Below are 24,412 nucleotides of genomic sequence, written 5' to 3' on the forward strand. Positions count from 1 at the left end.
GGGCGCAAGGCCCGCTTTTTTATTGTGCGAGAGTTCGAAGTGTACCCGCTCTAACAGCGTCATGGCCGGGCTTGTCCCGGCATGACGAGACCTTTCGAGAGGTGACGAAGACCTACCTTTCCGACAACGCCAGCTTGGCGCCGAGCGCGGCGAAGCCGGCGGCAAAGGAGCGGCGCAGCCAGGCCATGACGGCCGGGCGGGAGATGACGCGCTCGCGCACCGCGGCGGCGCAGAAGCCGTAGAGGACGAACACCGCGAAGGTCATCACCATGAAGGCGCCGCTCAATTCCAGCATGCGCGCCAGCACATGGGCCTCGTCCGCCGCGACGAATTGCGGCAGGAAGGCGAGGAAGAAGATCGACAGTTTTGGATTGAGGATGTTGATCAGGAAGCCGGTGACGATGACACGGCTGCTCGATCTTTCCCTGATCTCGCCGCCAACCGCCAGCGCCCCGGTCTCGCGCAGCGCCTGCCAGGACATGTAGAGCAGATAGGCGACGCCGCACCATTTCAGCGCGGCGAAGGCGAGCGCGCTGGTGTGGAGCACGGCGGCAAGACCGAGCATCGCCGCCGCCATGTGCGGCACGATGCCGAGCGTGCAGCCGAAGGCGGCCGCCACGCTGGCGCGCGAACCGCGGGTCAGCGCCGCAGCGAGCGTGTAGAGCACGCCGGTGCCGGGGGAAGCGACGACGATGAGCGAGGTGAGCAGGAAGGACCAGGTCATGGGCCGACCTTATCACCGCAGCGCGCTGCGAGAAAGCGGGCGCGTCAGGACAGCTGAGCGATCTCGGCCTCGCGCAGCACGTCGAGCGGCGCCCAGGGCTTGGCCCAGAACTTGGCGCCGTCGGGCAGGGCCTGCTTCAAGGGCCGGCACGAGGTGACGACGACGTCGAGCTTCGGATTGCGGTCCTTGGCGACATGCGCGAGCTCGACGCCGTTCATGCGGCCGGCCAGCTGGACGTCGGTCAGCATCAGACAGAGCGCGCCGGCGTTCTTGTCGAGCACGCGCTCGGCGGCCTCGGCGCTTTCGCACTGGATGACCTGGTAGCCGCTCTCCTCCAGGAGGACGCAAAGCATCTCCCGCTGCATGGCGTCGTCTTCAACGATCAGCGCTGTCGCGCGTAATGGCGTCGCTTGTCCCATCGGCGGCTCCCAATGCATGCCCTCATAACGGATGTTAAAAACCCAGGCGGACGTGGGTTCGGTTTCATTTCAAAAAAAAGTAATTCATAGTTCCATCATCGGGGACTTGACGGGGGAACTCATGACGACGATTCGGGGCGCCGCCGCCATCACGGGAGCCGCGAGCGGCATCGGCCGGGCGCTGGCGATCGAGCTCGCGCAACGCGGCTGCGACCTCGCACTGGCCGATCGCGACGAGGGTGGATTGAAGGCGCTCGCGGCGGAGATCGGAACAACGCGCAAGGTCAGCCTGCACCGCGTCGACGTCGGCGAGGCCGGCGACATCGCGCAGTTCGCGAGCGAGGCCATCGCCGCGCATCCTTCCCTCGGCATCGTCGTCAACAATGCCGGCGTTGCGCTGATGGGCACATTCGAAGAGATCGACCAGGCCCAGATGGACTGGCTGTTCGACATCAATTTTTGGGGCGTGGTGCACGGCACACGCGCCTTCCTGCCGCACCTGAAGACGATGAGCGAGGCCCACATCGTCAACCTCTCCTCGATCTTCGGCATCATCGCCCCGCCGGGCCAATCGGCCTATGCCGCGGCGAAGTTCGCGGTGCGCGGCTTCTCGGAGAGCGTCCGGCACGAGCTCAGCGTCGCGGGCAGCCCGGTGAAGCTGTCGGTCGTGCATCCCGGCGGCATCGCCACCGCGATCGCGCGCAACGCCCGCACCGGCGTCGGCGTCACCGACAATGCCCGCCGCGCGCAATCGATCGAGCGGTTCGAGAACGCGGCGAAGACCTCGCCGAAGGACGCGGCACTGCGCATCATCAGGGGCATCGAGCGGAACGAGCCGCGCATCCTGATCGGCAACGACGCCCGCTTCATGGACCTGCTGCAGCGCTTCCGTCCGGGAACCTATTGGGCGCCGCTGCAGCGGCGGCTGGAGAAGATGGCGAAGGGGATAGAAAAGTAGCCAGGAGCGCAACGGCCTCCACACCCACCGCTGTCATTCCCCGCGAAGGCGGGGAATCCAGTACGCCGTGGCTTCTCGGCTCTAGCCGCGCCGTCTCTGGAATACTGGATCACCCGCCTTCGCGGGTGATGACACCGATGATGTGGTCACTGCCCCATCAGCCGATCGGCGAAATAGCCGATGGTCTTGCGGTACACCACCGCCCTGTTCCACTCGCGCATCGCCTCGAAGTTCGGCGTTCCCTCGCCATAAGGCTGGCCCATCTTGAAGCCGCTCGTGTGCAAGAGGTTCGCGGTCGAGGCGAGCACGTCGGGGATGCTGTGGCGGAGGTCGACATGGCCGTCGCCGTCGAAATCGACGCCGTACTTGATGTAGGACGATGGCAGGAACTGGGTCTGGCCGATCTCGCCGGCATAGGCGCCGATCATGTCGCGCAGCTGCAGGTCACCGCGCTGCACGATCTTGAGCGCGGCCAGCAGCTCGCCCTGGAACAGATCGGTGCGGCGGCAATCATGCGCGAGCGTCGCCAGCGTGCGGACCACCGGCAGCTTGCCGGTGTCGCCCTTGCCGAAATCGCTCTCCAGCCCCCAGATCGCGACCAGGATATAACGGGGCACGCCGAACTTCTGCTCGACGCGCGAGAGCAGCGCGGCATGCCGCTGCAGCATCGCGCGCCCGCCATTGATGCGGCCGGGGCCGACCCGGGTCGAGACGTACTGCTCGAAGGTCTTGTTGAAGGTGTAGCGCTGGCGCCGGTCGAAGGCGAGAACCGCAGGGTCGGGCGCAACGCCGCCGAGCGCCGCATTGGTCACGCTCGCCGAGACGCCGGCGGCCTGAGCCTCCTGCGCCATGCTGGCGATGAAGCCGTTGAAGTCGCCGCCGCAGCGGGCGGCCTGCGCCGATCCGCCGGCCAAAGACAAGACGAAGGCGGCAGCGAGAAGCAGTCTCGGCATGTGGAGCAATCCCCCAGAGAATTCCAGTGCGAAGCAGCGCGCGGATCATGCCCGGGAACGCCGTGAGCGTCAAAGCACAAGGCTTGATCCGCATCAAACCGTCTCACGCCATGCTTTCTAGACTCGACCGAGCAGGAGAACCGCACATGACCGGAATTACTTTGACCGCCGAGCAGATCCGCAATGCGCCCGCCCCGGTGCGGCAATGGATCGAGCAGGAGGTGATCGCCGCGCTCGGCCTTGCGCCACGGACGCCGGCGGCCGCGCCGCCGCAAGTCCCTCACCTCGTCGCCTGCAGCGTGGAAGACATGGCCGGCGTGCTCGAGCACATCCGCGGCGTGCTTCCGGCCGTGAACGTGCTGTTCGAGCTCGGCCGCCCCGGCATCAGCTTCGGCCGCCCCGCGGTGATGACGTTCCGCCTGATGGACCTCCTGCATCACACGCGCCTCTCGGACGTCAGCGAGGTCGTGACGTGTCTCGAGATGATCAACCAGGCGCTAACCGAGGTGAAGAAGGACGCTTCCGTGCGGTTCTGCGGCTTCGACAATGAGGGCCATTGCCTGATCGCGCCGCAGACGCAACAGAGCATCGCGACGTTGTGGCAGACCATGATGGAGCGACAGCAGGCCGCGCGCGCCGCGCCGGCGGCGTGAGGGGAACGTCATCGCCATGCCCAATCGCCAGCAGCCTCCATCAACCCGCTCGCTCCTCCGCATCCCGCTATTTCGCCTGCTCGCCATCAATCTCGCGATCGGCGCCTGCGCCGCAATGCTATTGGTGGCGGCCTGCTCTGGCTCAATCCCGGGCGTCTGCGCGAATTGATCTTCGCCGACCGCGCACCTGGCATTGCGCTCGTGCTGCTGCTCGCTTCCTTCCTCATCACCTTCGGCTCGGCCGCGATGGGCAGCGCGATCATGGCGCAGGGACGCAAAGAGCCTGGCGACAAAGGCGGCGGACGGGGATCGCGGCTCGCCGTGCAGGAGGTGGTGCACCGCCGGCGAGATTGAGGCGCGCAGCGCGAAGCGTGCGCGTCGGCGCCGAAACAAAACCGCAAAAACAACCCCATGCACAGTAGAAGTCTTGATGTGATCTTTACGATTTTTCCGAATCAACGTTGACCGTCGGGCAAAACAGTGGTATGGTGCCAACATCGCAAGACTCCATACGCTGATGCCCGCGCGCTCTCGTTGCCTTCCGAGAGCGCAGCAAGATGAACAAAGTACTTCGAGGATCCAAAGCATCTGATTTTCGAAATTGTGGGAAATCGCGATATCCATCAGCTGCATATCTGACGCGCCTGCTGCGACATCGTCGCGCGACGATTTACCTTGCCATCGCGGCGCGCCTTCTATAGCCTTCTATTTTAGGTTGTCGCCCTGCCAGCCCCGGGCGACGCTGAAAAGATAAACGGCGGGCTTCGGCCCGCCGTTTATTGAAGGGCGTGGCGACGATCGCGAAGGTCACAATCCCGAAAGTCATTTGACTGCGGCGTCCTGATCGAGGACAAGCCGCCATGGCCAAAAAACCCGGAACCAACCCCAAAGGCGAATTCGCCTTCTTCAACGTCGTCTACGAAGACGATTCCCAACGCTCCAACCGCCGCGTCCCTTCCGAACTGCTCGGCGGCCTCGACGGCGACGAACCCGCCCGCAACTTCATCATGGAACAGGACCGCGAGATCGCGGAAAAGAGCGGCCGCCCGGCGCTGGAGATCAAGCGGATCGAGCGGGTGGGAGCGAAGAAGAAGTAGGCGGGCACAGCGGGGCGTTCACCAGCGCCCGCTCCATTTATTCCAGGCAAATAGCAGATCGGCAAACCGGTCATAGGCAAACCGCGTGATCGGCAGCGCCACGCGATTGCCTGATAGCACCGCAAGCCACCCCTGCCCCGGCGTCAACCGCCACAGCGCAATCGCGACATCAGCGCCGACGACGAGCCGCCCGGCCTCATCCGTCGCGTGTAGGCGCCGCCTGATGTCGTCGAGCGAAGCGCCAAAGTGCGCCAGTGCATCAGGCTGCTCGTTGATGTCCCTGAACTCGACGGTGCCCGCGCGCACCAGCGCCAGCAGCTTGTTGCGCTGCCAGTCAATGCCGGCGTCGCAGACGGGGCAGCGGGTGTTGTAGTAGACGGTGAGGTGGGGTGGCATCAATGAGCCTTTCTCGTCGGAATTATAGTCCGAGAGAAAGCCAGATAAACGCCTTCGGCTGAAGCTGCCGATACAAAGGCACAAAGAAGGACGACCCGACCTCGGCCCGCCGAATTGCGCGGCAGCCTCGACGGCGGCGAGCCGCGCGCAACCTCATTGGGAGCAGGATCGAGAGTCGCGTAAAAGAGTGGGAGGTCGGCGCTGGAGATCGAGCGGATTGAAAGGAGGCGAAGAAGAAGCAGGGTTCGGCCCTATCCCCGTCATTGCGAGCGCAGCGAAGCAATCCAGAGATGCGTCTGTGGGGATGGGCGGCAGAGCAGACCTGATTTGCTCAACTTGAGTTCTTCGCATTGTGCCCCCGAAGCGGACATGATGCAGCGAATGACAACTCGACTATCGAGCCCTCCATTGCTCGCGGAATTGCCCGGGCGTCACGCCTGCAACCCGGCGGAATGCACGGGTAAAATGGGCGGGATCTGCGTAGCCCGAAGCAAACGCAATCTCGATGATCTTGGAATCCGTATCTCGCAAAAGCTTTCTGGCATTTTCAAACCTCACGGTATCCAACAGCCGCGAATATGTCATCCCGGCGCGAGATAGCTTGCGTTGAAGGCTGCGTGCGCTGACCCCCGCCATCTCCGCGACTTCCGCCAGCGCCGGAGGCCGCTCGTCCATGTAGGATGGCAGCATCAGCTTAAGTGCGTGGATAAAGTCAAAGTTCGAATGTTCGACAAAGTCGCTCTTCGGATGAGAAGGAGCTTGCTTCAATCTGTTAGGAAGGCCCAGCAATGAAACAGGTACGTCGATCCACGAAGCTTCTTGACCAGACAGGAATTGAGACGTCGGCCAGAAAGACCGACATGCCGGACCCGGCGTGTACCGCGCCTCAAAGGCGATAGTTGCCGGAGCCCAGTCCGGTCCGGCGAATTGGCGGACGATGTAAATCGGGAAAACGTTCTGAAGCCATTGTGAATGCTCGAGATGCTGAAGTCCGGCAGTGCCGGCTAGCTTGCTGCAATAGCGAACATGGTCGCCGTGGCGCTCGACCCAGTTGCTCAAGTTTGAATCTTCGAGCGAAGCTAATCTACAGGCCTGGTGCAGCGCGACGAGCAAAGTCGGAGAATGACTGATTAGATACCTGGTCTTCTCACTAAGGTGTCCGAAATTGAGCGACTTAGCAGCGTGGAATCCAAAATCTTCAATACCTTGCGACCGGCTGGCAAACTCCGCAAATTCGATAGCAGGCAAAATCGGGACGTAATGATCGGCTTTTTCCTCCAGAGAAGCGGGCAGCAGATACTTTTCCAGTAAAGAAGCGGTTGGCGCGCCGAGATTATCCAGAATGTCAGCGAAGGGACTGAGGTGCTGACAACGCGTCAAATGAATCTTTGGCATTGGTGCGTCTCGATCACTTAATTCAGCGCACGAGCGGCGTCGCAGGACGACAACTCCCTAAACAGGGAGCGCCGACGCCTGTCACACGCTTAGATTATCAGGACTGCAAGGCTCTTTGCGTGCTTTTTGTCGCCTGGCTATGCCTCCAGAGGATCGCAGTCTCAGCTCATTCCATTCGACGAACATTTTGGCGCCCAATGGCCAGATGCGCCTCTCAGCTTCCCTAATCCTATGAATCGATTTTCCGCTGTAGGAGCATAGGCTTCAGGCCTGACGTCAAACGATGAGAGCCGTCCGCTTGCCTTCATCCACGGCGGTCCGCACCGTCATCGTTGCATCGCTGCGGCACGGTGACGCAACCCTCGATAGCACAGCGCATGCGCTCAGAATTAGCGGGCGCACATTGCAGCGTCATCTCGAACGCATGGGCACAAGCCACAGCAAGATCCTCGACGAAGTCCGATTAGAGATTGCGTGCCGCCTGCTGGCCGATACGAGTAAGCGCTTGTCGGATATTGCAGAATTTCTCGGATACACGAACGCCAGCAGCTTCAGCCGCGCTTTCGTGCGTTTGATGAAAATTCAACCCATCGTTTATCGGCGGCAGCAACGCGGCCGCAAGCATGATCGGTCGCTCGTCCGCCGACGTTCTCATCCCACCAACCCGTTGGATGATTCCTGACGATTGGCGCGAAATGGCAAGACGCGCCGCGTGATTTGGCGCGAGATGCAGAGATGCCGCCGCCACTAGCGACGCTCTTGTCGCTTCCGAATTGCTCACGTGCTGTTCGAGGAAAAATGACTAGCCTGCAAAGGAGAGGACCATCATGACAATCCGCGTTGCCTTGATCGCGGTCTGCGCCGCTGGCTTAGTGGCAATTCCGCACAAGCTTCTTGCTCAATCTCCGGCCGAACCCAAGCCGCACATTCCGCTCGAGAAATCGATTGGTCAGGCTAAGCCGGAAGTGGTCCCATCGCTGTTTGTCCTCAACTCGCGCGGGGTGAGCCTGAAGGAGGGTAAGCTGGTGCTGAGTGCGATTTCTCCGAATGCGATCGTGTTTGCCGACCGACCGGTTCGTGCCGCCGGGCATGATCTGACCTCCCGGATTATCGAGGACTGGGGCAATGGCAGCGACAACTTCGCTAAAGACCCGCCCAACGCCACGGTGTCAGGATTCAAGAAAGACGGATCGTCGGTGTTGGATGCCGTCGTCGTGTTGAAATCCCCCAAGCTTGAGGGTGATAAGCTGACGTTCGACGTCGATCTCCTCGAAGGTGATCTCGCCGGGGCGGACGGGCCGGCATCTGTCTTTATCGATATCATTGGCCGTCCGTTGACGCCGTTGTCTTTCGCCGGCGTCGCTCGCCGCACCGCCTGGCGCGGAGCGTTCTACCGCGGCGCTGCCGTGGCAGGAGCCGCTGCTGTGGCCGGGGCTGCGGCGTATCCCTATTACTCACCGCGCTGCGGCTACTACCCCTATCCGCCCTGCTATTGAACCGTTCGCCCGAGTGGCTCCGTTACAAAGGCGTGAACTGCGAATCCACGTGACTGGTTTTCTATAGGAAGGAGATTAGCGATGAACATCACCCGTCGATCCCTTGCATTTGGCGGAATGGGGCTGCTCGCGGGAGCCGCCGCCACACGACCGGCTCTTGCCCAGGATTCATTTTTCGGAGTGGGACAAGGCCTGGAGGATTTCTGGCTGGCCAGCGACGCCTACATCTTTGGCTACCCGCTGGTGACGATGGAGATGACCCGGCGGATCATCACGAATGTCGCCGAGCCCGTCGGCACGCGCGGTCCGATGGGACACATCATCAAGCTGCGCCAGTATCCCGATGCCTCCTTCAGGGATGTGACGGCACCGAATGCCGACACCTTGTACACGACATCCTTCTTCGACGTCGGAAAGGAGCCGTGGATACTCAGCATTCCGGACATGAAGGGCCGCTATTTCCTGATGCCGATGCTGGACGGCTGGACCACCGTGTTTCACGTGCCGGGCAAGCGCACCACCGGCACCGGGGCGCAGACCTACGCGATCACGGGGCCGGGTTGGAAGGGCACGCTGCCGGCGGGTGTCAAGGAGTACAAGTCTGCCACCAATATCGTGTGGCTGCTCGGGCGCATCTATTGCACCGGCACGCCGGACGATTACGCTGCGGTGCACAAGTTGCAAGACGAATGCAAGCTCGTTCCGCTCAGTGCTTATGGCAAAGCTTACACGCCCGCCCCCGGGAAGGTGGATCCAACGATCGATATGAAGACGGCGGTCCGCGAGCAGGTCAATCGCATGGACGCGGTGTCGTATTTCAAGCTGCTTTGCGAGCTGATGAAGACTAATCCGCCCTACGCCGCGGACGCGCCTCAACTTGCGAAGTTTGCCCGCATCGGCATCGTCCCAGGGCAGGATTTTGATGAGAGTAAGCTGAAGGCAGACTTTCTGAGACGCCTGCCGGAGGTGTCGTTCGACCGCATCATGCTTCAGTTCAAAATCAACAACGCCATCAAAGACGAGAATGGGTTCGCGTTCACGACCAAGACCGGCATTTACGGCACCGACTATTTGATGCGGGCTTTGGTAACCGCGATCGGGCTTGGTGCCAACCGGCCGCAGGATGCCGTCTATCCGACTTCGCAAAAAGACGCCGACGGTCACAAGTACAGCGGCGCGAACAAGTACGTGATGCGATTTCCGAAAGGTCACTTGCCTCCAGCGGAGGGATTCTGGTCGCTTACGATGTACGACAGCGGCTATTTCTTCGTGAAGAACCCGCTCAACAGGTACTCCGTCAGCGCTCGGGAAGACTTGAAGGAGAATCCGGACGGATCAACTGATCTGTACATCCAGAAGGACTCTCCCGGCAAAGAGAAGGAGTCGAACTGGCTACCTGCGCCTGAGGGAGATTTCATCCTCATGTTGCGTATGTACTGGCCCCAGGAGACGGACCCCTCGATCATCAACGGCACATGGACGGTCCCGGCCGCCAGAAAAGTTGGAGCCTAGAGCAGGCAATCATGCCGGCGCGCATGCGCCGGCATGATTGCTAGGCCGCTCCCAGATGCCCCACAGCACGCTGTACTCGCTTTGGGTTTTCTGGGGCGAATGACACGGCATTCGCGATGCAGGAGGCCATGATGTCGGCACTTCACCTTGGAAAAGGAAAACAGCGCGTTGGACGGAGCGCGACAAAGCCGTCTCTCTCTTCTGCGTTCAGGAATGCAGCCATTGCCTCGGCAGTCATGACGCTGTCGGTGCCTGCTGCCACGGCTTACGCCGACGAAGGTGGCGTTTCCTACTGGCTCCCTGGCCGCTTCAGCAGCCTTGCCGCCACCCCTCAAGCCCCCGGCTGGTCAATGGCAGCGGTCTACTACCACACCAGCGTAAGTGCATTCGGCACCGCGGCTGCCGCAAGGGAAATTCACGTCGGCAGAATCCCCGCAACAGTAAACGTCGATCTGAACTTGCGTCTGAATGGGCGGGGGGATCTCGTCCTGCTCAATCCTACATACACGTTCGCAACCCCCGTGCTGGGCGGGCAACTGGCCATCGGAGTGACAGGACTGTTCGGACGATCGAGCGCTGATCTAGCAGGAACGCTCACCGCAACTGTCGGCCCCCTGGCCGTGACGCGCACGGGCAGCTTCGGCGACTCGATCACGTCAGTCGGGGATCTCTACCCGCAGGCGACGCTCAAGTGGAATGCAGGCGTCCATAACTTCATGACCTACGTAACCGGAGATGTTCCCGTCGGCGCTTACAGTTCGTCCCGTCTCGCCAATCTCGGCATCGGGCATGGCGCCATCGACGGCGGCGCCGGCTACACCTACTTCAATCCGCAAACTGGCCACGAGTTTTCCGCGGTGGCGGGCCTCACCTACAATTTCAAGAATCCGGATACGCAGTACCAGAACGGCATCGATCTTCACGTTGACTGGGGAGCCTCGCAGTTTCTGTCAAAGCAAACTTTCGTCGGCCTCGTTGGTTATGCCTATCAGCAGATAACTGATGACTTTGGCCAGCATCCCGCCCTAGGCGGCTTTCGGTCCCGAGTCTTCGCAGTTGGTCCGCAGATTGGCTTTCTATTTCCGGTAGGCGATATGCAGGGGTATTTGAATCTGAAGGGATATGGCGAGTTCGCTGCGGAGAATCGGCCGGCTGGCTGGAACACTTGGCTGACGTTCTCAATGTCGCCGATAGCGCCAACCACAACTGTCGCGTCAACCCGGCGGATCACAAAATAGCAGCGTGGCCGCTTAGCCGATCTCGCCGACACACCATGGGTCGGTCGAACGTCTCACGTGAACATATCGAACTGAGCTGGTTATCTGCGTAGCCTCGAACCTTCCACCTGCTGAATAAAGCTGGCGTGAAGGTAGTCGAGAAGATCTACCTGCATCGAAATCCCGCACTTTGAAGAAGGAAAGTCGCCCCCCGGACCGGCACTTCCGCTTTCGGCCCATCTCGGAAGTCGGGCACCGTCCGCACTTTTGTTGCTGTTGGAATGGAATCGGACATGGGTCGGGCAATCGCCTGGTGGATTGCTTCGTCGCAAGCGCTCCTCGCAATGACGGGGCGAGAGCCGGGTCAAAGAAAAACGGCGGGCTGTTGGCCCGCCGTTTTCGTTCTGATTGAAATCGGATCAATTATCCAAAAAGCTCCGCAGCTTCCGCGACCTCGACGGATGCTTAAGCTTCCGCAGCGCCTTCGCCTCGATCTGGCGGATACGCTCGCGCGTCACGCTGAACTGCTGGCCCACCTCTTCCAGCGTGTGGTCGGTGTTCATGCCGATGCCGAAGCGCATGCGGAGCACGCGCTCTTCGCGCGGGGTGAGCGATGCCAGGACGCGCGTGGTGGTTTCACGCAGATTGGACTGGATCGCGGCGTCGATGGGCAGGATCGCGTTCTTGTCCTCGATGAAATCGCCGAGATGCGAATCCTCTTCGTCACCGACCGGCGTCTCCAGCGAGAGCGGCTCCTTGGCGATCTTGAGAACCTTGCGCACCTTCTCCAAGGGCATGCCGAGCTTTTCGGCGAGCTCCTCCGGGGTCGGCTCGCGGCCGATCTCGTTGAGCATCTGGCGGGAGGTGCGCACGATCTTGTTGATCGTCTCGATCATGTGCACGGGGATGCGGATGGTGCGGGCCTGGTCGGCGATCGAGCGGGTGATCGCCTGCCGGATCCACCAGGTGGCGTAGGTCGAGAATTTGTAGCCGCGGCGGTACTCGAACTTGTCGACCGCCTTCATCAGGCCGATGTTGCCTTCCTGGATCAGGTCGAGGAACTGCAGGCCGCGGTTGGTGTACTTCTTGGCGATCGAGATCACGAGGCGGAGGTTGGCTTCCACCATCTCCTTCTTGGCCTGGCGTGCCTCGCGCTCGCCCTTCTGCACGGAGTGCACGATCTTGCGGAACTCGACGATCTCGAGGCCGGTCAGCGCGGCGAGCTGATGCACCTCGTGGCGGAGGTCCTTGATGCGGTCCTTCTCGTGGTGGACGAAGTTCTTCCAGCCCTTGGCCGAGAGCTTCGAGACGCGGTTGAGCCAGCGCGGATCGAGCTCCGAGCCGGTATAGTTGCGCAGAAAATCCTCGCGCGCGACGCCGTGGCTGTCGGCAAGGCGCATCAGGCGGCCCTCATGCGAGACGAGGCGCTTGTTGATGTCGTAGAGCTGCTCGACGAGGCTGTCGATGCGGGCCTGGTTGAGGCGCAGCGACTTCACCTCGACGATGATCTCGTCCTTCAGCTTCTTGTACTTGCGCTCCTGGTGCGGCGAGAGCGACTCGTTCTGGAGCTGGTTCTGGATGTCCTGCTCCTGAAGCTTGCGCAGCTTCTTGTAGCTGTCGGCGATGCGATCGAAGATCTCGACCACCTTCGGCTTGAGCTCGGCCTCGATCGCCGCGAGCGACATCTGGTTCTCGAACTCGTCGTCGTCCATGTCGGACTCGGCGGCGGCCTCGCCCGGATCCTTCTCCTCGCCCTCGGGGGCGGCCGCGGGCGCGGCGCGGAACGGCGTCGGCGACGGGGGCGCGGCAGGCGGCGCGACATGCGCGGGCGCAGCGGCGGACGCGGTGGCTTCGCCGCCCTCGGCCGAGGCTTCGCCGCCCTCGCCATTGGGTCCTGCGATCATCGCGGCGTTCATGCCGCCCTTGGCATCCGGGCCGGCATAGGTGGCTTCGAGATCGATGATGTCGCGGAGGAAGATCTTGCCTTCGTTGAGCTCGTCGCGCCAGATGATGATGGCCTGGAAGGTCAGCGGGCTTTCGCAGAGACCTGCGATCATCGCCTCGCGGCCGGCCTCGATGCGCTTGGCGATCGCGATTTCGCCTTCGCGGGAGAGCAGCTCGACCGTGCCCATCTCGCGCAGATACATGCGCACGGGATCGTCGGTGCGCTCGCCCGGCTCGCTCTTCTTGACCTCGGTGACGGCCTTCTGGGTGACCTCGACGAGCTCGTTATCGGTCTCGTCGTCGCCCTCGTCCTTCTCTTCCTCGCCTTCGGTGTCGTCGGCTTCGGTGACGTTGATGCCCATGTCCGAGAGCATCGACATGATGTCCTCGATCTGTTCGGGCGAGGTCTGGTCGGACGGCAAGACTTCGTTGAGCTGATCGAAGGTCACGAAGCCGCGCTTCTTGGCCTGCTTGATCATCTTCTTCACGGCGGCGTCGGACAGGTCGAGCAAGGGCGAGGGCGCGTCCTGGGAATCCTTCTCCGGCGCATCCGCTGCCTTGTCGTCTTTTTCCTTGTCCTTCGCCTGCAGCGTCTTTGCCTTGGTGGCCATCCATTGCTCCTAAACGCGCTTCATGCGAGACGCGCCGCGCCTTCGCGTGAATTCACATGAACCTGTTGCTCGACGCTCTCGCTTCGGCAGCTCTCGACACGGAAAGGGCGGCGCACAAACCTCTCGCCACCCCCAACTCTCTCTCGCCGGAATTGCCTAACGCTTCGTCAGCCTCTTTGTCGCGGCGGATGCAGGTGTAGTGCCAACAGCGATTGCGCGGATTCATTCCTGACGCGTCTGTTATGCCTGCGGCCGCCTCTGGGCCAAAGTGCTACAAGACCGTTAAGCCTCGATTAACCCTGTTTTTGCCGCCAAACCTAGGATTTGGCGAGTCTTTTAGCGGTTCCAGCCGTGGCCGTCCGCATGTTTCTTTCATCACATGCTCTTCTGGAGCCGGCCCGACAGCTCGCCAAAACCCTCGATCAGGGCCTCGGTACCGTCGACTTCACCTATCCGAGCCTTGACGTCACGCAGCCACGCCAAATTGGCCTCGCTGGGATCCTCCCCCAAGGCCAGCTCGGCGTCTTTCAGCTCTCTAAGTAGTGAATGCCATTGCCGATGCAAGGCAACGAGCTGGTGCCAGGTGGCAAGAACGTCGTCCCTCGCCGCGCCCTCGCGGGCGGCCCACACCGCCTGGGTCGTGATGACATTCTCAACCCTTTGAAGAGTTTGAGAAAATCCGCCCTTTTCGAGGTCGCCGCGCATCTTTTCGGCCTGCTCGCCGGGGTCCGGCGAATGGTGATGGTCGTTGGCAAAGGCGGCGATGATGCCGGCCCGGAGCCTATGGGCCTCCGGATGGGCCAGCTCCAGGGCGGCGACCTCCTCCAAATGCTCATGCAGCAGCCAGGGGTGGTTGATGAGGCATTGCAGGATCAGGGCTTCCCGTCGGGAGATCGCGCTGCGCTGGCCTCGCAGGATCGGGCTTGCCGCCAGCTGCGGGCTCGCCGCCTGGTAGGGGCCGGACGGCAGCGGGGTCGGACCCGGAGCGCCGCGGCGGCCGCCGAACCCTTGTCCGCCGAATCGATTCGCCCCGCCCCGGGGCTGGAACGGCCGGCCGCCACCGGGGCGGAAATTGCCCCGGCCGCCAAAGCCGCGCCCGCCTTCGGGCGCGAAGGTGCGCTGCAGCCGCTCGACGAATTCGTCGCGATAATAGCGCCGCACCACCTCGTCGCGGATGCCGTTGGTGAGCTCCCTGATGCGCGCCTCCAGCGCGGCGCGCCGTTCGGGCGTGGCGAAATTGCCGCCTTCGAGCTCGCGCGACCAGATCATGTCGGCGAGCGGACGGGCAGCGCCGATGACCTCCTCGATCGCGCCGCGCCCGCCCGAGCGCACGAGATCATCGGGGTCCTGCCCTTCCGGCAGCAGCGCGAAGCGAAGACTCTTGCCGGGCGCGAGGAATGGCAAGGCAAGGTCCGCAGCACGATAGGCCGCCTTCTGTCCGGCGCGGTCGCCGTCGAAGCAGAGGATCGGCTCGTCCGCCATCTTCCAGAGCAGCGCGAGCTGGCTGTCGGTGAGCGCGGTGCCGAGCGGCGCGACGCTGCCGGCAAAGCCCGCGGTGACCATGGCGATGACGTCGACATAGCCTTCGACCACGATCAGCGGGCTGCCGTCATGGGTGGCTTTGCGCGCGGTCTGGTGGTTGTAGAGATTGTCGCCCTTGTGGAAGAGCGGCGTCTCCGGCGAATTCAGGTATTTGGCCGGAACGTCCTTCTCCAGCGCGCGCCCGCCGAAGGCGATGACGCGGCCGCGCAGATCGGTGATCGGAAACATCACGCGATCGCGGAAGCGATCGTAGGGAACGGGGATGTCGTCGCCGCCGATCAGCAGACCGGTCTCGATCATGTCCTCGACGGAGATTCCGAGCTTGCCGAGATGCTCCTTCAGCGCGAAGCGATCGGGCGGGGCATAGCCGAGACGGAACTGCAATTGCGTCGCCGGCGAAATGGCGCGATCGGCGAGATAGCCGCGCGCTTTCGCGCCCACGCGCGAGGCCAGCGTCTCGGCGAAGAATTTCGCCGCGAGATCCATCACGTCATGCAGCGAGCGCCGCCGCTGCTCCTCGCGCGCGGCGTTGGGCGTCACCGCCGGCAGCGGCAGGCCCGCCATATTGGCGAGCCGCTCCACGGCTTCCGCGAACGGCAGGCCGTCGGTCTCCATCACGAAGGTGATGATGTCGCCGTGCTTGCCCGAGGAGAAGTCGTGATAAAAACCCTTCTGGTCGTTGACGTAGAAGGACGGCGTCTTCTCCTGCTGGAACGGCGACAGCCCCTTCCACTCGCGCCCGGCCTTCTTCAGCTTGACGCGCTTGCCCACGACCTCGGAGACCGAAAGCCGGGCACGAAGCTCGTCGAGGAACTGGGGCGTGAAGCGCATGGGGTGAGTTTAGCCGAGCGTTTGAGTCGGGCGAAGGATCAGGGATATAGGGACGGCCCGGTCAAAGGCCAGGTTTGTCGGGCTTATCCGCGCTGTTCACAGCCCTCCGTCATTCGGGGCGCCCCGAAGGGGCGAGCCCGGAATCCATCGAGCACTGGAATGCTGGGAGAAATGGATTCCGGGCTCGCGCTTCGCGCGCCCCGGAATGACGAGCCACTTGAACCGCGCCCGGTTCCACGCTTCCATACCGCCATGTTCAGGACCTTTCGGGGCGGCCAGACCGGGGGTTGGCGGGTGACCTCGCTCTCGCCTGTGACTGGCGAGTCCCTGCCCTTCGTGCCGGCGCTGTCGGTGACCGACAGCGAGGCCGTCTCGTTGCCGCTGGTGCCCTCGCGCAATGCCTGGCGGCTGGTCGGCGTTGCCAGCAGCCTGCGCTACACCGAGCGGGCCGAGAAGCAGCAGCTCGTCGCCGTGCAGGCCGGCCTCGGCCGGCTGGAGGCCACCAGCGCGGCACTGATCCCGATCCGCAAATCGCAGGCCTGGTGGGAGCTGACCCAGGAAGAGCGCCGCAAGATTTTTGAGGACAAGTCGCACCACATTGCCAGCAGTCTTCGTTTTCTGCCCGCGATCGCGCGCCAGCTCTATCATTGCCGCGACCTCGGCGGCCCCTTCGATTTCCTGACCTGGTTCGAATTCGCCCCCGTGCACGCCTCGCTGTTCGAGGAGCTGGTGGCGATGCTGCGGCGGACCGAGGAGTGGAGCTATGTCGAGCGCGAGGTCGACGTGCGCGTGGTGAAGGAAGTGCTGTCGGCATAGAGCATGATCCGGAAAAGTGCGCAGCGGTTTTCCGAGAAGATCACGCTCGAGAATATCTAGCGATCAAGGAAGCGCCCGGACTCGATGCGCGGCAGATCGGTAACCGGCCAATTGTAGACGTAGGTCCAGGCCTTCCCGGTGGTGCCGTCGGGCAGCGTCACCTCGATCATCTGCCGCAGATATTCCGTCGGTTCGGGAAAGCCCTCGCCGCAAGCCTCGTACATGTCGAGCTCGCGCAGGAGCTCGTCCGGCACGCGCAGCTGAAACAGCTCACCATGGACGATGTCCGACGGCGTCTCGGAGAGCAGCAATCCCGGATAGTGCTTCACCAGAACGAGCCGGCCGCGACAGGTGGCTTCACTGATGAATTCCGCATGGGCCGCGAGCAGCCGCGCCATCGGGTGGTCGAAGCCGCGCATCAGGGTGCCGTAAACGAAAAGTCTATCCGAGCTCATGCCGTTCCAACGTTGCGGCATCGGTGCGATACCGCTACTCCGTTTACACAGTTTGTCATTCCATAGGCAAATCAGGATGGCTTTGAATATAGCCGACGCAACTGACCAGCTGCTCGGCGAGGGCGACATTCCGCCCGTGCATGAGGTGAATACGGCAGGGACATCGCCGTTCCTGCTCACCGCGGACCATTACGGACGGGTGCTGCCGCGCGCGCTCGGCGATCTCGGCGTCGCGGATACCGATCTTGTCAGGCACATCGCCTGGGACATCGGCATCGCCGGTGTCGCCGAGCGGCTCGCCGAGATGCTCGATGCGCATCTGATCGCGCAGCGTTATTCGCGGCTGGTGATCGACTGCAACCGCCCGCCCGGCGTCGCAAGCTCGATTCCCGTGATCTCCGAGGCGACCGCCATCCCCGGCAATGAGGATCTGTCGGCCGCGGCCAAGGAGATGCGCCGGCGCGAGATCTTCGATCCCTATCACCGCCGGATTAGCGCTGCGATCGATGCGCGCATCAGGGCGGGCAGGCCGACGGTGCTGGTGGCGCTGCACAGCTTCACGCCGGTCTTTTACGGCGAGCCGCGGCCCTGGCACATCGGCACGCTCTATCACCGCGACACCGTGCTGCCGCTTCTGATGCTGCAGCATTTGCGGGCCGAGAGCGCGCTCGTCGTGGGCGACAACCAGCCTTATGCGGTGAGCGACATCACCGACTACACGATTCCAATCCACGGCGAGGCGCGCGGCCTCGTCAACACCGGCATCGAGATCCGCCAGGACCTGATCGCCGAAGAGAGCGGCCAGCAGCAATGGGCCGAGCGGCTGGCGCGGATCCTGCGCGAGATCGAGGCCACGCTGCGCGAGCAGGGAATGAGTTAAGCGGTCACTTCGCCCGCGTCAGTGCCAGCCAGATGCCGCCGCCGATCATGAAGCCGCCTGAGATGCGCGACACCATCCGCGTTCGCCGCGCCGAGAAGAATTTTCGCGCACGCCCCGCGGCAATCGCGTAGAGCGCATCGGTCATCACCGCCGTCACCATGAAGGTGGCACCCAGCAGCGCGACCTGCGGGAAATGCGGTTGGCTCATGTCCATGAATTGCGGGATGAAAGCGCCGAAGAACACCAGCACCTTGGGGTTCGACAGCAGCACCAGGAATCCCTGCAGGAAGAAGCCGCCGCGCGGCGGCGGCGGCGGCGCGTCGACATCGACGCCTTCGACCGGCTCCCAGATCAGCTTGATGCCGAGCCAGATCAGATATGCGGCGCCGGCAAAGCGCACCCAGTCGAACCAATAGCCCATGGTCGCCATCAGCGAGGTCAGGCCGATCGCAACGATGCCGATGACGATGGCAAGCCCGGCCTGCGCGCCGGCCACGTTGATGAGCGCCGCACGCGTGCCGTGGCGCAGGCCATTGGCGATGACGAGGGTGACGATCGGCCCCGGCAGCAGCGCCAGCGCAATGCAGGCGGCGACGAAGGCGAGGTAGGCTTGCATGGACATCATGGGAGGGACTCGCTGAAGGCGGTTTCGCCGCATTAATGCATGGCGAGCGCTGGAACGGAAGACGCGTCAGTCGCTCCAAGCCGATCCCTTGACATGCAACCATTTAGTTGCCTATTATCGCCGCCATGGATGAGGTCTTCAAGGCGCTCGCGGATAGCTCGCGACGTTCGCTGCTCGACAGGCTTCACGCCAGAAACGGCCAGACACTGAACGAGCTCTGCGAGGGGCTTGCGATGACGCGACAGGCCGTCACCAAGCACCTTGCCATCCTGGAGGAAGCGAACCTCATCACCACCATCAGGCATGGACGCGAGAAGCTGCACTACCTCAACCCGATGCCGATCCATCAGATCGGCGAACGCTGGATCAGGAAGTTCGAGCGCAGCAAGCTCGCCGCGCTCAACGAGCTGAAACGTCAGTTGGAGAACGGCGACGAGTGAGTCCGCTCAACGAAGGATTTGATGCACGATGAACCTCGATCAATTCAAGCCGCTGACCGTCTACACCATCTACATCGCCTCGACGCCCGAGAAGGTATGGGAGGCGCTGACGTCCGCCGAGTTCAGCCGGAAATATTTTTCCGGCTTTGCGGTGGAGATGGAGCCGAAGCTCGGCGGCAGTTTCGTCGTGCACGCGCCCGACGGCTCCGAGCACATCCGCGGCGAAGTGTTCGAATACGATCCGCCGAGGAGGCTCACGGTGAGCTGGAACGTCAATTGGCCGGACCTCGTGGAAAAGCTCGGCACCACCATCGTCACCTACGAGATCGAGCAGGCCGGCGAAGCCGTCCGCCTCACCCTGAGCCAACGCCACGACCGCGAGCTCAGCGACGACATCCTTTCCGGCGGCCGCACCGGCTGGCCCGCGATCCTCTCCGGATTGAAGAGCCTGCTGGAGACCGGCAAGGCGCCGCATATCGAGATGTCCCCGCCGGTGCGGTTGCTGGAGGCGCTGAAGGCGATGGGGATCAAGGTGCCGTAATTGAAGAAGGACAAGCGTAGGTCGCTTCTTCCCCTCTCCCCTTGTGGGAGAGGGTGGCTCGCCGCGAAAGCGGCGAGACGGGTGAGGGGTCTCTCTCCGCGCACACTTCTCTCAATGAGTCCGCGGAGAGAGACCCCTCATCCGGCGCTTCGCGCCACCTTCTCCCACAAGGGGAGAAGGAAGAGCGCCGACACTAAGCCACCGGCGCCACCAACCGGCGGTACAGGTGCCATGTCGCATGCCCGAGCACCGGCAGTGTGACCACCAGCCCGAGAAAATAGGGCAGCGCCGAGACGATCAGCAGCATCACGATCAATGCGGCCCAACCGATCATCGGCAGCGGGCTCGTCACCACCGCGCGCACGCTCGTCACCATGGCCGTGACGAAATCGACCTCGCGATCGAGCAGCAGCGGGAACGACACCACGGTCAGCGAGAACAGGATCAGCGACAGCACGGCCCCGACCGCATTGCCGATGGCCAGGAACAGCAGGCCCTCGCTGGTCGTCAGCACCACCGTCATGAATTCCTGCAAGCTCGAGAACGAGGCGTTGAGGCCGAGCAGCAGCGCGATCAGGAGCCGCACCTGGTACATCCAGACCACGAAGACGAACAACGTCACGAAGGCCATCCAGCCGATCTCGCTGCGCGAGCGGATCGCGGACCAGATCGCAGCGAACGAGACCGGCTCGCCGCGCTCGCGACGCCTGCTGACTTCGTAGAGGCCGATCGCAACGAACGGTCCGATCAGCGCAAAGCCGGCAGCGAGGGGATAGACCAGGTAGACCATGCCGAAGGCGGTGAGACAGAGCATGATGACGATGCCGCCGGCGGCATAGAGCGCGCCGAAGCAGAGACCGTAGAGCGGCAGCGCCTGGAAATCACGCAGGCCCTCGACCAGCGCCTCGGCGATGTCGACCGCCGCCACGGGACGCACCACCGGATCGACCTTGCCCGAGATGGACATCAGCTTCCTCCGCACATCGGCGCGATCTTCGTCGCGCGCATGCCGCGATATTAGCGCCGCCGCGCGGCGGCGCAACTTGATGCCGGCCGGCGCGAAGGGTGGCAGTGAAAAGACGATGCTCGCACGGCGAAATCGTTAGCCTTTCGCGCGATTTTTGCACCGACCGCTATGGACGGGGCAGATGATCGTGCCGCAAATTGCACCTCCGAATACCGCCGCCCGAGAGCCGATCGCCCACCGATGAGCCTGCGTACCCGGTTACTTATCCTCGTCATCGCGGCCATGCTCGTGCCGGCGATTCTGGTCGGGCTGCGCTTCGTGCAGAACCGGACGAGCGAGATCGACGCGGCGCTGGCCAATCTCGCCGCATCCGCCGACGACATCGCCAGCGATCTCGGCGAGAAGATCCAGGGGACTGCCCAGCTTCATTACGGGCTCGCCCGCGCCCGCGACCTCGACACGCGCGACAAGGCGGCATGCTCGGCGTTTCTGTCGGATGTCCGCGAGGAATATCCGCAGTTCACGGGTATCCTGACCATCGATCCCGACGGCAGGCTGTTCTGCGACTCGCTGCGGACCAACCGCACGCTCGACCTGAACGACCGCGGCTATTTCAAAGAGGTCCAGACTCTTCACGGCCTCGTCGCGGTGGAACCGGTGTTCGGCCGCCTCACCGGACTGTCGGTGCTGCAGATCGCCTATCCGGTGCGATCGGATACGGGCGCGCTGAAATTCGTGCTGCTGGCCTCCTTCAACCTGAACAAATTCGCGGAGTTTCACGACAAGCGGCTGCTCGCCGAGAAGGACATCCTGCTCGTCGACGCCAAGGGCACGGTCCTGGCCGCCCCCAAGCGCGGCGGCTGGAGCATACCCATCGGCGGCTCCATTGCGGGCTCCGACCTGTTCCGCTTCGCGGCAGACCCCGACGGCGAACCATTCCGGGAGATCGCCGATCGCGACGGCCGCACGCAGATCTGGGGCGTTGCCCGCTCGCCCGCGATCCGCAAGGCCGGACTCTATATCTTGGTGGGGCGGTCCAAGGACGGACTGATCGCGGCAGCGAACCGCCGGCTTTACGAGGACATGGCGATCCTGGCGGTGGCCTCGCTGCTGCTCCTCGCCGGCCTCTGGATCCTCACGACGGTGAGCATCGGACGGCAGGTCGGGCGGCTCGCTGCCATGGCGAAGAGCCTCGGGCACGGCGATCTCAGCGCGCGCATTCCGGAGCCCCACCCGGGGGGCGAGCTCGGCGGGTTGATGACGCTGCTCAACAGCACGGCCGAATCGCTCGAGCAGCAGCGCGCCGCCATCGCCGATCTCAGCCACAAGCTCAGCCAGTCGCAGAAGATGGAAGCCATGGGCCAGCTCACGGGCGGCGTGGCGCACGATTTCAACAATCTCCTGACCGTCATTCTCGGCAATTCCGAGCACCTCGCCGACAGGCTCGCAGGTAACAAGGAATTGCACCGGATCGCCGACGACATTGCGACCGCCGCCGAGCGGGGTTCCGACCTGACGCGGAGCCTGCTCGCCTTCGCGCGCAAGCAGCCGCTGCGGCCGCGCGAGATCGACATCGCCGAGCAGGTGACCGGCATGAAGCAGCTTCTGCAGCGGACCCTGGGCGAGCACATCGAATCCAGCTTCACGTTCGCGCCGGATCTCTGGCTCGCCAGCGTCGATCCCGGCCAATTGGCGACGGCCGTGCTCAACCTCGTGCTCAACGCGCGCGACGCGATGCCTGACGGCGGCAAGCTGATGGTCGAGGTGCGGAATGCATCGCTCGGTGAATCCGACCTCGACGTCAACGGCGAGCCGCGGCCCGGCGACTACGTCATGCTGGCCGTGAAGGATACCGGGTCCGGCATGAGCAGCGAGGTGTTGCAGCGCGCGTTCGAGCCGTTCTTCACCACCAAGGAGGTCGGCAAGGGGACCGGCCTTGGCCTCAGCATGGTCTACGGATTTGCGCAGCAATCCGGCGGACTCGTGCAGATGCAGTCCGAACCGGGTCAAGGCAGCGTGGTCAGGCTGTTCTTTCCTCGCCTGCCGACGTCGTCGAGCGAGGAGCCGTCACCGGCAGCGCGTGTCGCCGCACCCGAGGGATACGAAACGATCCTCGTCGTCGAGGACGACGACATGGTGCGCGCCTATGTAGAGAACGAGCTGAAAGCGCTCGGCTACCGCGTCATCACGACGGCAAACGGCCCCGCGGCGCTGGACGTGCTGCGCCAGTCCGCGGACATCCAGCTGCTGTTCACCGACGTCGTGATGCCCGGCGGCATGTTCGGGCCGGAGCTGGCGAGGCAGGCCGCTCAGCTGCGGCCTGGCCTCAAGGTGCTCTTCACGTCCGGTTACAGCCAGGATCCGGTCAAGACGCCCGACGGGATCGACGCGCGCATTCTGACCAAGCCGTTCCGGCGCAAGGAGCTCGCCGCAATGCTGCGCGCGGCCCTCTCGGAGCCGCCGCGCTAAAGCGCGATGCGGTTAGGATGAATCGTCATCGCGCTTTAGATTGTTGTTTGAGCATGATCTGTTCGGAAAACCGTTTCACACTTTTCCGGATCATGCTCTAGATCAGGACGCGATCGTGAGCTGCAGCGCCACTGCGAGGTTGGCGGCGAACAGAGCCGCATCGATCACGAAGATCCGGAGCATCGGGCCCTTCAACACCGGCCAATAGGCCACCCCGACGCGGCCGCCGCGCATCAGCACCGGGACGTTATAGGCGAACTGGCTGAAATGGCAGGCGGCAAAGAACAGGAACAGCGCGAGCTGCGCTTCGACCGGTTGGAAGAAGGACGGACGGGCGGCCAGAAGATAGAGCGACAAGAGCCCGATCGGCAGATTCATGCCGCCGAGGAACGCAACGCTCGCTGCAAGGGTCGGCGCGATCGGATTGCTGCGCTCCTCCCGCGGCAGCAGGATCTTCAACGTGTTGGTTTGCGCGATGCTGAACTGGATGAACGCGCCCACGAACCAGAGCGTGTTGAGAAGCAGGACGATATCCGAAAATCGCATGGTCATTTTCCGTAAAAGGCTTCACTGCGCACCACACGGCCCGCATCGTCGAAGTCCATGAATTCGCTGGCGCGCGTATCGCCCAATTGCCACCACACCGTCAGTCGCGCGATCGCCTCGTCCCAGCTCCAGTCCAGGATCTTCAGGTCGGCGCTTTCGATGTGGCCGTAGGCTTTCCGCCAGTAGGCGCGAATGTTCTCGGCGCCGGTGACGGTCGGAGACCCCGTCAGGGTGAGCGCGAGAGGGCTGCGCATCTGTGCATCGTCGGCGAAATGGGCGACGACCGCGTCGATGTCCACTTTGCGCCAGTTCGCGCACCATGCCGCGACGAAGCTTGCGGCGGCCGCGCGGTCCATTGCCTGTCCGCTCACGACACGGATCCTCCCTTCGGCTTGTGGCCAGGAAGGTGGCAAAGCGCGCGCCTCATGTCAACTATGTTGACTTGAGATTTAGGTCAGTTGTTGTCGGCGATCGCCTCCATCACGCCGATCCATCCCGCCGCACCGCTCGCCCCGGCGCGCGCGAACGCTTCGCGCAGGACCTGGCGCTCGTGGTCCGAGGCCCGTTGCTCGATGCGCCGCCCCGCTTCCGTCAGGCGCAGCAATTTCGAGCGGTGCTGCTCCGGCGCCCGCTTCGAGGTCAGGAGCTTGCGCTCCAGCAGCAGATTGAGCGGCCGGTTGAGGGCCTGCTTGGAAATGCCGAGGATCTCGATCAGCGCGCCGATGGCGATGTCGGGCCGGCGCGCCACAACGTAGAGGATGCGATGGTGCGGACGCGACAGGCCCTGCTTGGCCAGATATGCGTCGGCCTCAAGCGTCATGCCGCGCCAGCCGTAATACATGAGCTCCAGCGCCGTATCGAGCTCGTGCAGCTTTGCAAGCGAGGCGCGGTGAAGCCCCGCGGCTTGAGACGTCTTTGCCATGGT

The 24,412-nt window shown here is 63.2% G+C and carries 25 protein-coding genes and 1 pseudogene; 13 read left to right on the forward strand and 13 right to left on the reverse strand.

All coding sequences use genetic code 11. From position 1 onward, the window contains the following. Positions 1-112: 112 nt before the first annotated feature. Positions 113-724: a LysE family translocator gene (locus I6F16_RS28860; RefSeq protein WP_109145265.1), complete on the reverse strand. Its 612-nt coding sequence runs from the start codon at positions 722-724 to the stop codon at positions 113-115. A gap of 44 nt (positions 725-768) precedes the next feature. Further along, positions 769-1,143 carry a response regulator gene (locus I6F16_RS28865; protein ID WP_225174192.1) on the reverse strand — a complete coding sequence of 125 codons (375 nt, stop codon included), beginning with the start codon at positions 1,141-1,143 and terminating at the stop codon, positions 769-771. A gap of 121 nt (positions 1,144-1,264) precedes the next feature. Here I6F16_RS28865 and I6F16_RS28870 point away from each other — a divergent pair, with 121 nt between their 5' ends. Continuing rightward, positions 1,265-2,101, forward strand: coding sequence for an SDR family NAD(P)-dependent oxidoreductase (locus I6F16_RS28870; protein WP_225114061.1), 837 nt, complete (start codon positions 1,265-1,267; stop codon positions 2,099-2,101). 146 nt (positions 2,102-2,247) lie between these two features. Here the strand turns inward: I6F16_RS28870 and I6F16_RS28875 are convergent, their stop codons facing one another. Continuing rightward, a complete protein-coding gene (locus I6F16_RS28875; protein ID WP_225114062.1) occupies positions 2,248-3,054 on the reverse strand; it encodes a lytic murein transglycosylase in 807 nt (268 codons plus the stop codon). Between the two features lie 146 nt (positions 3,055-3,200). On the opposite strand from I6F16_RS28875, the gene I6F16_RS28880 reads away from it, so the two are divergent. The 3 genes and pseudogenes from I6F16_RS28880 (at position 3,201) to I6F16_RS28890 (ending at position 4,804) form a co-directional block, all read left to right on the forward strand. Beyond that, entirely contained in the window at positions 3,201-3,707 is a 507-nt protein-coding gene (locus I6F16_RS28880) for a hypothetical protein (protein WP_225114063.1), read from the forward strand. A 16-nt stretch (positions 3,708-3,723) separates the two neighbouring features. Further along, positions 3,724-4,061: pseudogene (locus I6F16_RS28885) on the forward strand (hypothetical protein). Between the two features lie 506 nt (positions 4,062-4,567). Next, a complete protein-coding gene (locus tag I6F16_RS28890) occupies positions 4,568-4,804 on the forward strand; it encodes a hypothetical protein (RefSeq protein ID WP_036009587.1) in 237 nt (78 codons plus the stop codon). Positions 4,805-4,822: 18 nt separating this feature from the next. Here the strand turns inward: I6F16_RS28890 and I6F16_RS28895 are convergent, their stop codons facing one another. Both I6F16_RS28895 and I6F16_RS28900 read right to left on the reverse strand, forming a co-directional pair. Then, entirely contained in the window at positions 4,823-5,200 is a 378-nt protein-coding gene (locus tag I6F16_RS28895; protein ID WP_225114064.1) for a DCC1-like thiol-disulfide oxidoreductase family protein, read from the reverse strand. A gap of 393 nt (positions 5,201-5,593) precedes the next feature. Continuing rightward, entirely contained in the window at positions 5,594-6,595 is a 1,002-nt protein-coding gene (locus I6F16_RS28900) for an AraC family transcriptional regulator (RefSeq protein WP_074448034.1), read from the reverse strand. A gap of 298 nt (positions 6,596-6,893) precedes the next feature. On the opposite strand from I6F16_RS28900, the gene I6F16_RS28905 reads away from it, so the two are divergent. The 4 genes from I6F16_RS28905 (at position 6,894) to I6F16_RS28920 (ending at position 10,841) form a co-directional block, all read left to right on the forward strand. Next, positions 6,894-7,277 carry an AraC family transcriptional regulator gene (locus tag I6F16_RS28905; protein WP_225114065.1) on the forward strand — a complete coding sequence of 128 codons (384 nt, stop codon included), beginning with the start codon at positions 6,894-6,896 and terminating at the stop codon, positions 7,275-7,277. A gap of 145 nt (positions 7,278-7,422) precedes the next feature. Continuing rightward, a complete protein-coding gene (locus I6F16_RS28910; protein ID WP_225114066.1) occupies positions 7,423-8,091 on the forward strand; it encodes a hypothetical protein in 669 nt (222 codons plus the stop codon). Between the two features lie 81 nt (positions 8,092-8,172). Continuing rightward, on the forward strand, positions 8,173-9,603 hold the full coding sequence (locus I6F16_RS28915; RefSeq protein ID WP_225114067.1) for a DUF1254 domain-containing protein: 1,431 nt from the start codon (positions 8,173-8,175) through the stop codon (positions 9,601-9,603). Positions 9,604-9,839: 236 nt separating this feature from the next. Continuing rightward, positions 9,840-10,841, forward strand: coding sequence for a transporter (locus I6F16_RS28920; RefSeq protein WP_225114104.1), 1,002 nt, complete (start codon positions 9,840-9,842; stop codon positions 10,839-10,841). Positions 10,842-11,239: 398 nt separating this feature from the next. Here I6F16_RS28920 and rpoD read toward each other — a convergent pair whose 3' ends face one another. Then, positions 11,240-13,375 carry an RNA polymerase sigma factor RpoD gene (rpoD, locus tag I6F16_RS28925; RefSeq protein ID WP_036009578.1) on the reverse strand — a complete coding sequence of 712 codons (2,136 nt, stop codon included), beginning with the start codon at positions 13,373-13,375 and terminating at the stop codon, positions 11,240-11,242. A gap of 375 nt (positions 13,376-13,750) precedes the next feature. Beyond that, positions 13,751-15,748, reverse strand: a complete 1,998-nt coding sequence (gene dnaG / locus I6F16_RS28930) for a DNA primase (protein ID WP_225114068.1) — start codon at positions 15,746-15,748, stop codon at positions 13,751-13,753. A 252-nt stretch (positions 15,749-16,000) separates the two neighbouring features. Between dnaG and I6F16_RS28935 the strand changes: the two genes are divergently transcribed. Next, positions 16,001-16,564: a chlorite dismutase family protein gene (locus I6F16_RS28935; protein WP_057027835.1), complete on the forward strand. Its 564-nt coding sequence runs from the start codon at positions 16,001-16,003 to the stop codon at positions 16,562-16,564. A 56-nt stretch (positions 16,565-16,620) separates the two neighbouring features. Here I6F16_RS28935 and I6F16_RS28940 read toward each other — a convergent pair whose 3' ends face one another. After that, complete coding sequence (locus tag I6F16_RS28940; RefSeq protein WP_225114069.1) at positions 16,621-17,019, reverse strand: gamma-glutamylcyclotransferase family protein; 399 nt, start codon at positions 17,017-17,019, stop codon at positions 16,621-16,623. Between the two features lie 76 nt (positions 17,020-17,095). Here I6F16_RS28940 and I6F16_RS28945 point away from each other — a divergent pair, with 76 nt between their 5' ends. Beyond that, positions 17,096-17,899: an N-formylglutamate amidohydrolase gene (locus tag I6F16_RS28945; protein ID WP_225114070.1), complete on the forward strand. Its 804-nt coding sequence runs from the start codon at positions 17,096-17,098 to the stop codon at positions 17,897-17,899. A gap of 4 nt (positions 17,900-17,903) precedes the next feature. Here the strand turns inward: I6F16_RS28945 and I6F16_RS28950 are convergent, their stop codons facing one another. After that, positions 17,904-18,524: a LysE family translocator gene (locus I6F16_RS28950; RefSeq protein ID WP_081494564.1), complete on the reverse strand. Its 621-nt coding sequence runs from the start codon at positions 18,522-18,524 to the stop codon at positions 17,904-17,906. 125 nt (positions 18,525-18,649) lie between these two features. On the opposite strand from I6F16_RS28950, the gene I6F16_RS28955 reads away from it, so the two are divergent. Then, positions 18,650-18,964, forward strand: coding sequence for a helix-turn-helix domain-containing protein (locus I6F16_RS28955; protein WP_036040181.1), 315 nt, complete (start codon positions 18,650-18,652; stop codon positions 18,962-18,964). 28 nt (positions 18,965-18,992) lie between these two features. Then, a complete protein-coding gene (locus tag I6F16_RS28960; protein ID WP_036009564.1) occupies positions 18,993-19,505 on the forward strand; it encodes an SRPBCC family protein in 513 nt (170 codons plus the stop codon). Between the two features lie 193 nt (positions 19,506-19,698). Here I6F16_RS28960 and I6F16_RS28965 read toward each other — a convergent pair whose 3' ends face one another. Then, positions 19,699-20,472, reverse strand: a complete 774-nt coding sequence (locus I6F16_RS28965; protein ID WP_036009562.1) for a DUF2189 domain-containing protein — start codon at positions 20,470-20,472, stop codon at positions 19,699-19,701. Between the two features lie 240 nt (positions 20,473-20,712). Between I6F16_RS28965 and I6F16_RS28970 the strand changes: the two genes are divergently transcribed. Continuing rightward, positions 20,713-22,941 carry an ATP-binding protein gene (locus tag I6F16_RS28970; RefSeq protein WP_225174193.1) on the forward strand — a complete coding sequence of 743 codons (2,229 nt, stop codon included), beginning with the start codon at positions 20,713-20,715 and terminating at the stop codon, positions 22,939-22,941. A 102-nt stretch (positions 22,942-23,043) separates the two neighbouring features. Here I6F16_RS28970 and I6F16_RS28975 read toward each other — a convergent pair whose 3' ends face one another. The 3 genes from I6F16_RS28975 to I6F16_RS28985 all read right to left on the reverse strand — a co-directional run bounded on the left by I6F16_RS28975 (position 23,044) and on the right by I6F16_RS28985 (position 24,409). Then, the gene (locus I6F16_RS28975) at positions 23,044-23,487 is read right to left on the reverse strand and encodes a hypothetical protein (protein WP_036030342.1); all 444 of its coding nucleotides are present in this window, start codon (positions 23,485-23,487) and stop codon (positions 23,044-23,046) included. Positions 23,488-23,489: 2 nt separating this feature from the next. Next, the gene (locus tag I6F16_RS28980) at positions 23,490-23,858 is read right to left on the reverse strand and encodes a nuclear transport factor 2 family protein (RefSeq protein ID WP_225126766.1); all 369 of its coding nucleotides are present in this window, start codon (positions 23,856-23,858) and stop codon (positions 23,490-23,492) included. 83 nt (positions 23,859-23,941) lie between these two features. Further along, complete coding sequence (locus tag I6F16_RS28985; protein ID WP_057027726.1) at positions 23,942-24,409, reverse strand: MarR family transcriptional regulator; 468 nt, start codon at positions 24,407-24,409, stop codon at positions 23,942-23,944. Positions 24,410-24,412: the final 3 nt, after the last annotated feature.

The organism is Bradyrhizobium sp. IC4060 (assembly GCF_020193715.1).
In the GTDB taxonomy this organism is placed as follows: Bacteria; Pseudomonadota; Alphaproteobacteria; order Rhizobiales; family Xanthobacteraceae; genus Bradyrhizobium; species Bradyrhizobium yuanmingense.

Bases quoted from the DNA above. Each gene is read 5' to 3' on its own strand.
- I6F16_RS28860 (WP_109145265.1), bottom strand. From the start codon at position 724: ATGACCTGGTCCTTCCTGCTCACCTCGCTCATCGTCGTCGCTTCCCCC.
- I6F16_RS28865 (WP_225174192.1), bottom strand. From the start codon at position 1,143: ATGGGACAAGCGACGCCATTACGCGCGACAGCGCTGATCGTTGAAGAC.
- I6F16_RS28870 (WP_225114061.1), top strand. From the start codon at position 1,265: ATGACGACGATTCGGGGCGCCGCCGCCATCACGGGAGCCGCGAGCGGC.
- I6F16_RS28875 (WP_225114062.1), bottom strand. From the start codon at position 3,054: ATGCCGAGACTGCTTCTCGCTGCCGCCTTCGTCTTGTCTTTGGCCGGC.
- I6F16_RS28880 (WP_225114063.1), top strand. From the start codon at position 3,201: ATGACCGGAATTACTTTGACCGCCGAGCAGATCCGCAATGCGCCCGCC.
- I6F16_RS28890 (WP_036009587.1), top strand. From the start codon at position 4,568: ATGGCCAAAAAACCCGGAACCAACCCCAAAGGCGAATTCGCCTTCTTC.
- I6F16_RS28895 (WP_225114064.1), bottom strand. From the start codon at position 5,200: ATGCCACCCCACCTCACCGTCTACTACAACACCCGCTGCCCCGTCTGC.
- I6F16_RS28900 (WP_074448034.1), bottom strand. From the start codon at position 6,595: ATGCCAAAGATTCATTTGACGCGTTGTCAGCACCTCAGTCCCTTCGCT.
- I6F16_RS28910 (WP_225114066.1), top strand. From the start codon at position 7,423: ATGACAATCCGCGTTGCCTTGATCGCGGTCTGCGCCGCTGGCTTAGTG.
- I6F16_RS28915 (WP_225114067.1), top strand. From the start codon at position 8,173: ATGAACATCACCCGTCGATCCCTTGCATTTGGCGGAATGGGGCTGCTC.
- I6F16_RS28920 (WP_225114104.1), top strand. From the start codon at position 9,840: ATGACGCTGTCGGTGCCTGCTGCCACGGCTTACGCCGACGAAGGTGGC.
- rpoD (WP_036009578.1), bottom strand. From the start codon at position 13,375: ATGGCCACCAAGGCAAAGACGCTGCAGGCGAAGGACAAGGAAAAAGAC.
- dnaG (WP_225114068.1), bottom strand. From the start codon at position 15,748: ATGCGCTTCACGCCCCAGTTCCTCGACGAGCTTCGTGCCCGGCTTTCG.
- I6F16_RS28935 (WP_057027835.1), top strand. From the start codon at position 16,001: ATGTTCAGGACCTTTCGGGGCGGCCAGACCGGGGGTTGGCGGGTGACC.
- I6F16_RS28940 (WP_225114069.1), bottom strand. From the start codon at position 17,019: ATGAGCTCGGATAGACTTTTCGTTTACGGCACCCTGATGCGCGGCTTC.
- I6F16_RS28945 (WP_225114070.1), top strand. From the start codon at position 17,096: ATGGCTTTGAATATAGCCGACGCAACTGACCAGCTGCTCGGCGAGGGC.
- I6F16_RS28950 (WP_081494564.1), bottom strand. From the start codon at position 18,524: ATGATGTCCATGCAAGCCTACCTCGCCTTCGTCGCCGCCTGCATTGCG.
- I6F16_RS28955 (WP_036040181.1), top strand. From the start codon at position 18,650: ATGGATGAGGTCTTCAAGGCGCTCGCGGATAGCTCGCGACGTTCGCTG.
- I6F16_RS28960 (WP_036009564.1), top strand. From the start codon at position 18,993: ATGAACCTCGATCAATTCAAGCCGCTGACCGTCTACACCATCTACATC.
- I6F16_RS28965 (WP_036009562.1), bottom strand. From the start codon at position 20,472: ATGTCCATCTCGGGCAAGGTCGATCCGGTGGTGCGTCCCGTGGCGGCG.
- I6F16_RS28970 (WP_225174193.1), top strand. From the start codon at position 20,713: ATGAGCCTGCGTACCCGGTTACTTATCCTCGTCATCGCGGCCATGCTC.
- I6F16_RS28975 (WP_036030342.1), bottom strand. From the start codon at position 23,487: ATGCGATTTTCGGATATCGTCCTGCTTCTCAACACGCTCTGGTTCGTG.
- I6F16_RS28985 (WP_057027726.1), bottom strand. From the start codon at position 24,409: ATGGCAAAGACGTCTCAAGCCGCGGGGCTTCACCGCGCCTCGCTTGCA.